Genomic DNA, 7,082 nt, shown 5'->3' on the forward strand with positions numbered 1-7,082 from the left:
CGTGAGGAACGCGGGCGGGAACGCCGCGGTCACGTGCTGCGCGACCGACGCGGCGGCGAAGCGAGGGTCGTCGGCGAAGTCCTTGGTGCCCGCGTACGCCCACAGGACCGTCTCGAGGAACCAGGCGCTCGCGCCGCCCGTCGAGGTGTCGACGAGCGACATGTCGTACGCGCCGCAGTGCAGCACCACGGCTGCGAGCTGGTCGGGCCCGATCGCGGGGTCGAGGCCCAGCCCCTGCGCGTAGGCCGGGCTCGTGACCGCGGCCGCGACCTGCGCGCTGATCTGGGACCCTGCCGAGTCGCCCGCGAGGACGATCCGTTCAGGGTCGACGCCCAGCTCGTCGGCATGCTCGGTCACGTACGCGAGCGCGTCGTTGAGCTCGAACAGCGGTGTGGGGTAGGTCGCGCCGGGCGCGATGGAGTAGTCGACCGCGACGACCGTGTACCCGTGGCTCGCGACGATCCTCGCGTAGCTCGCGACCTGCTCCTTGCTGCCCGAGACCCACCCGCCACCGTGCGTCCACACGACCGTGGGCAGGGGGCCGGCGGCGTTCTCCGGGCGGTGCACGTCGAGCAGGGCGTCGGGGTCGTCGGCGCGGTAGGCGATGTCGGTCGTGCTCACGACGCCGGACGGGACGAGGTCCGCGAGCTTCGCGTCGGTCTCGTGGCCGCCCTTGTCGAACGCGTACCGGATGAGGAGGGCAGAGGGCCACGGGCTGACCTGGAAAGCGACGAACGTCGCGATCCCCGCGAGCCCGAGCGAGGCCCCGACCCAGCCGAGGACCCGGGGCCAGCGGCGGCGCCCCACGGTCGGGAGGGAGGCGGGGGGCGCCGGAGACGGGGAGACCATGCCCGGAGCCTAGCCAGGGGGACGGGCCGGAGCGCGGCAGCACGAGTGCTGCGCCGGGTGATCCGCGCGTCCGGCGCGCGGTGTGCGGCCGGGTCGGTTCAGTCCTCGGCGCTGTCCGGGCCGTCCTGGCTGGGCGGTGGGAGCACGGGCAGCACGACCACGGGCCGGTGCTGCAGGTGCGAGAGCCGACCGGCGACCGAGCCGCCGAGCGCCTCGTTGCGCCATCCGTCGGCCCCCGCGCGATGCGCGCCGACCACGACGATCGCGGCGTCGTGCCCCACGGCGGCCTCGTCGAGCTGGCGGGCCACGTCGCCGTCGCCCGTCACGACGAGGCTCCAGCCGACGCCGGTCCCGCGCAGCGCGCGGTCGAGCTCGGTCGTCAGCCGCCGCTCACCGGCCCCGTCGTCGGGAACGGGCCCGACGTCGACCCACACGCACACGAGCGTCGTCCCCAGGGCGTGGGCGAAGCCGGCGGCGCGCTGGACGATGTCCGGGTGCTGGCCCGGGTGCACTCCGACGAGCAGGGGTCGGATCATCTGTCCATCGTGCCACGGGCGCGCCTGCGGGGCGTGCCACGGGGCGCGCGGATCGGTCGTGCCACGGGAACCGACGGTCACGGGCCCGACGGCGTCCCTCGCCTCGCGCGGTCGGGTCCGCCGCGGGCGCGGCGTCAGCCGAGCGAGCGCTGGAGCAGCACGGTGTCGAGCCACCGGCCGTGCTTGAAGCCGACCCGTTCGAGCCGTCCGACGTGGCGGAATCCGAGCTTCTCGTGCAGCACCACGGACGCGGGCGAGCCGGCGTCGCTCACGACCGCGACGATCTCGCGGATCCCGGCCCGCTGGGCCTCCTCGAGCAGAGCGGTGAGCAGCGCCCGACCCAGTCCCTGCCCCTCGGCGCCGGGGGCGAGATAGATCGTGTCCTCACCCGTGGCCGCATAGGCGGGCCGCTCGCGCCACGCGCCCACGTACGCGAACCCGGCGACGTCGTCGGGCGTACCTGGGCCGCCCGCGACCGTGACGACAAGGAACGGGCGGCCCGCCGCGCGCAGCGACTCCCACCGTTCCTCCCAGCCCGCGAGCGGGAGCGGCTCGGTCTGGAAGGTCGTGACCGTGTGCAGGACGTAGTGCGCCGCGATCTCCGCGATCACGGGCAGGTCCTGGCGCGTCGCCGAGCGGACGGTCACGGTCGGTGCGGGGGTCATCCCGGCACGGTACAGCGCCGGGATCGCCCGGGTGAACGTGCGCGCAGAGGTCGCCACGTGCGACACCGGGTGCCACTCTGAAATCGGGCCACGCCGCCGATGCCGTGGCCCTCAGCGAGACGACTTGGCTCACCGGCAAGACTCTCTGCCCACAAGGGGACCGCTATGCGACGTGCACCGACCACGAGCCCGACCACCTCCAGGACGCGACGGACGCTGCCAGGGATCACGGCCTCGCTGGCCGTCGCCTCCCTGCTCGTGATCGGTGCAGTGGCACCGGCGGGTGCGGAGACGGCGCCGAGCAGCGCGGCCACGGCAGCGGACCCGCCCGTCACCCCGGAGTGGACGGAGTCGCCGACGGACCTGGCAGCCGACCTCGGGGAGGTCCCTGAGGCCGCGGACCCGGGGGCGACCGAGAGCCCGTCGCCCGACGGCGGAACCGAAGCCCCCGCCGGTCCCGGGCAGGACGGGGCCACGGGCGAGCCCTCGGTCGACACCGGGGCGGACGCACCGGACGAGGCCGAGGTGCAGGGCCCGCCCATGCCGGCGGCGGTGACTGAGGACGAGGGTCCCGGTGTGACGCCGTTCCTGGTGCCTCCGGCGACGGGAAACAACGCCGTCGTCACGGTCAAGGTCGGTAGCGACCGCACCAGCCTGGTCGCTGTCGGGCCGCTCGCGGGAGTCACCCTTCAGCTCTACAACGGCGTGGGTGCACCCACCACGCCCGTCGCGGACGCCTGGGCGACGTGCGTGTCGGACGCGGACGGCGACTGCTCGTTCGTGGTGCCGACCACGCAGCAGGGCGGCGCCAACTTCGACCGCAGGTTCTGGGTCGTGCAGACGGGAGTGCCGGCGACCTGGTACACGAACCCGGACCTCGGGACCGGGAGCAGCGGCTCGACCATCACACCGTACGAGTTCCGCACCGGGCTGCAGCTTCGGGCCGGGACGACCTACACGTCCCAGGGCGCCTTCATGCTGACCACGGGAAACACGAACAACACCGCGTCGGGCGGCATCTGGCAGTCGTCGCGGGTCAACCCGACCTTCCCCGCGCAGTGCGGGATCGACGTCGCCCTCGTGCTCGACCTCTCCGGTTCGGTCGCGCCGGACCTGCCGGAGCTCAAGGCAGCAGCGAACCAGTTCGTCGCGTCCCTCACGGGGACGCCGTCCAACATGGGGCTGTTCACCTTCAGCTCGCTGGCGCCGGCCGCCAACAACCCCAACCTCGCCCTGACACCGGTCTCGACCGCGGCGAGCGCCCAGCTCGTGACGAACCGGATCAACTCGTACACCGCGGTGGGTGGCACCAACTGGGACCGTGGCATCTACCAGGTCGCGACCGATTCGACGGCCTACGACGTCGCCGTGGTCATCACCGACGGCAACCCGACCTTCTACGGCAACCAGGAGGGTCCGGGGAACTTCACCCGTCTGCGTGAGGTCGAGAACGGGGTGTTCAGCGCGAACGCGGTCAAGGCACAGGGGACCCACATGGTCGCATTCGGCGTCGGAGACGGTATCGACAGCGCGGGCAGCGGCCTGAACCTGCGGGCCATCTCGGGAACCCAGGCCGGGATCGACTACTTCCAGACCACCGACTACGAGGAGGCCGGCAACCAGCTGCGCGAGCTCGCCCTCGGCAGCTGCGAGGGCTCCGTCTCGGTCGTCAAGCAGGTCGTCCCGTCGACGGCACCCGTCGGGTCGATCGCCGGGGCAGAACCCTCGGGCGGCTGGGAGCTCACCGCGGAGTCGCAGTCCGCGGGGATGGGCGTCGACGCACCGGCCACCACGGCCACGGCAGCCGGCACGGGAGCGGCGAACTTCGGGCTGACGTTCACGGGCGGGACGACGTCCGGGACGGTCGGGGTCATGGAGACGCAGCAGTCCGGCTTCACGCTCCAGCAGGTCGGCGGCGCGAACGCGGTCTGCACCAATCTCGTCACGGGGGCCTCGGTGACCGTGACGAACTCCGGCGACACGGGGTTCGAGGTGCCGGTGTCCGCGACCGCGGCCGTGTCCTGCACGGTCTACAACCGTGCGCCGAGCCCCGTGGCGTCGCTGGTCGTCGACAAGACCTGGGTCGTCAACGGCACGTCCTACGCGGACGGGCAGCAGCCAGGTGCGTTGACCGCCGCGGCCCAGGTCGCAGGAACTCCGCAGGCCTGGGGAGTTCCGCGGACCGGTCTGCAGCAGGGCCAGTCGATCGCGGTCGCGGAGACGACGACCAACGGTCTCCAGGGCTGCAGGTTCGTCAGCCAGCGGGTCACGAACGTGAACGGTACGACGGTCGACCAAGCCTTGCCGTCGTCGGTCACGCTCGTCGCCGGCGCCAACTCGGCCATGGTCACGAACACCGTGACGTGCGAGAGCAAGCTGACGCTCGCCAAGACGGTCCAGGGTGGTCCGGCGTCGCCGACCGCGTGGACCCTCGACGCGGTCGCCCCCGGCAGCGCTCTGGCCGGACCGAACGGCGTCACAGGCTCACCCGGGGCGACCGCGCTCGTGACCCCCGGTGTGGTCTACCCCTTGGCGGAGTCGGGTGGTGACCCCAACTACGCCCAGGTCAGAGGGCCCAACGCGGTCATCATCCCCAACTCCACGGGGACCTGGCTGTGCGTCGAGCTCGCCGCGGACGGGGTCACGGTCATCCCGGGCTTCTCCGACGGCTTGAACGGCGGCGTGAACGTGCCTCTGGGCCGGTGGATCCGCTGCACCGCGGTCAACCAGACCGCCACGCTGGACCTTCAGAAGATCGTCGACAACAGGTTCGGTGGGACGGCGGCCCCGAGCGACTGGAGCCTCACTGCGACACCGATCGGGACCGTCCCCCCGGGAGTCGTGGCACAGACGGTCACCGGCTCGGGCACCGCCACGTCGATCTCGGTCCGTCCCGGGGTGACCTACCAGGTCAGCGAGTCGGGCCTTCCGACGGGATACGTGCAGACGAGTGCGAGCTGTGAGGTCTTGGACGTGCCGGACGACCTGACCGTCACGTTGCAGCCGTTGGACACGGGAAGCTGCACGTTCGTCAACTCGGACACCCCGGCGAGGCTGACCCTCGTCAAGCAGGTCGAGGCCGGGACGACCCGAGCCACCGAGGTCCCCGCGAGCTGGACGCTCACTGCGACGCCGGACGGCATCGTCGGACAAGCGGAGGTGTCCGGCAACGGTGACCCGACCAGTGCGGGCGGCGTCTCGCAGGTCGACGTCTTCGCCGGCACCTACGACCTCACGGAGTCCGCGATCGTGGGTTACACGTCAGGTGCCTGGAGCTGCACGGGGGCGACGGTCACCGGCGCCGCCGTGGCGATCGAGTCCGGCGCCGACGTGACCTGCACGATCATCAACCGCGCCCAGCAGTCGACGCTCACGCTCGTCAAGGACGTCGACAACGGGACGACCGGCGGGACGTACGAGCCGTCCGACTGGACGCTGACCGCGGCCGGACCGACGACGGGCGTCTCGGGTGCGTCGGGGTCGGACGCCGTGACCTCGGCCCCCGTGGCGATCGGCGACTACGCGCTCTCGGAGGAGGGCCCGGCGGGGTACACGGCCGGCGCGTGGACCTGCACGGGCGGGGCCCTCACCGGCTCGACGGTGAACGTCCCGCTCGGCGCGGACGTGACGTGCACGATCCTCAACACTGCCCAGCAGCCGTCGCTGACGCTCGTCAAGGAGGTCGTCAACGACGATGGTGGCTCGGCGGAACCCACCGACTGGACGCTCGAGGCCGACGGACCGACGCCGCTCAGCGGCGTGAGCGGTGATCCCGCGGTCACGGGCGCGGACGTCGAGGTCGGCGACTATGCGCTCTCCGAGACGGGCGGCCCGGCCGGGTACGAGGCGTCCGGCTGGACCTGTGAGATCCCGCCGGTCGAAGGTGGCGAGCCCACGCCGGTGCCCGTCGAGGGCGGCAGCGTGTCGGTCGGGGTCGGGCAGACGGTCGTCTGCACGGTCGTCAACGACGACGTCCCGGCACCGTTCACGGTCGTGAAGTCGAGCGACCCGGGCAACGGCGCGACCGTCCTGCCGGGCGACGTCATCACCTACACGGTGACTGCGACGCGAGTCGGCGAGGGCTTCGACGCGCAGGTCGTCGTCACGGACGACCTCTCCCAGGTGCTGAACGACGCGACGCTGGTCGAGGGCAGCATCGAGGCCTCGACGGGCGGCGCCGTGCTGACGGGGACGAACCTCGTCTGGACGATCGGAGACCTGGTCGGCACCGAGACGATCACCTACCAGGTGCGCGTCGACGACGGAGCGTACGGGGTCACCCTGACCAACGTCGTCACGGCACCCGGTGCCGAGCCCTGCGTCGAGCCCGAGCCGCCCGTCGAGCCCGAGGCGGTGGCGCCGTCGGTGTCCGCCCTCGTCACGGACGCGACCGCGCTCGCGGCCGACGTCTCGGCTGCCGCCGTGGCGGCCGTACCTGCGGCACTCGCGGTCGTGGACCCGGCGGAGGCGTGCCGCACGACGTCGCACGTCACGCCCGCGTGGACGCTCGCCAAGACGAGCGACCCCGTGACGGGGACGACCGTCGAGGCGGGCAGCGTCATCACCTACACGCTGACCGTGACGAGCACGACCGACGCGCTGGTCAGCGGGGCCGTGGTCACGGACGACCTGTCGAAGGTCCTCGCGTACGGGACCCTGGTCTCGCCGCCGCCGGGGGCGACGCTCTCCGGGACGACGCTCACCTGGACGGTGCCGGACCTCGCGACCGCGGGAGCGACGGTCGCGATCTCCTACCAGGTCAAGCTCTCGTCGAGCGCTCACGGCGTGACGGTCACCAACGTCGCGACGCCGGGCCCGGGTGGCGGGTGCGTCTCGTGCACCACGACGCACAAGGTCCCACCGGTCTCCACGACGCCGCCGTCGAGCCTGCCGGTCACCGGAGCGGACGTCGCCGCGATCCTCACGGGGGCGCTGCTCCTTGTCCTCCTCGGCGGGACGCTCGTGACGGTCCGCCGGCGCCGGGCGAACTCCTAGCCGGACGGCAGGACGGGCCGCTCCCCTCGGGGGGGAG

General features: G+C 72.6%; 4 protein-coding genes. 1 reads left to right on the plus strand and 3 read right to left on the minus strand.

Annotation, left to right across the window (positions count from 1 at the left end; genetic code table 11):
• The 3 genes from ACFWFR_RS15790 to ACFWFR_RS15800 form a co-directional block, all read right to left on the minus strand.
• The coding region (locus tag ACFWFR_RS15790) for an alpha/beta hydrolase (RefSeq protein WP_377623590.1) at positions 1 to 849 on the minus strand (849 nt) is incomplete at its 3' end.
• 98 nt (positions 850 to 947) lie between these two features.
• The gene (locus ACFWFR_RS15795; RefSeq protein WP_191805814.1) at positions 948 to 1,385 is read right to left on the minus strand and encodes a universal stress protein; all 438 of its coding nucleotides are present in this window, start codon (positions 1,383 to 1,385) and stop codon (positions 948 to 950) included.
• A gap of 134 nt (positions 1,386 to 1,519) precedes the next feature.
• Positions 1,520 to 2,050: a GNAT family N-acetyltransferase gene (locus tag ACFWFR_RS15800; RefSeq protein ID WP_377623591.1), complete on the minus strand. Its 531-nt coding sequence runs from the start codon at positions 2,048 to 2,050 to the stop codon at positions 1,520 to 1,522.
• A 165-nt stretch (positions 2,051 to 2,215) separates the two neighbouring features.
• Here ACFWFR_RS15800 and ACFWFR_RS15805 point away from each other — a divergent pair, with 165 nt between their 5' ends.
• Positions 2,216 to 7,045, plus strand: a complete 4,830-nt coding sequence (locus ACFWFR_RS15805) for a VWA domain-containing protein (protein ID WP_377623592.1) — start codon at positions 2,216 to 2,218, stop codon at positions 7,043 to 7,045.
• Positions 7,046 to 7,082 lie beyond the last annotated feature (37 nt).

It is taken from the genome of Oerskovia sp. NPDC060287, from assembly GCF_042726775.1.
GTDB classification, from domain to species: domain Bacteria; phylum Actinomycetota; class Actinomycetes; order Actinomycetales; family Cellulomonadaceae; genus Oerskovia; species Oerskovia merdavium.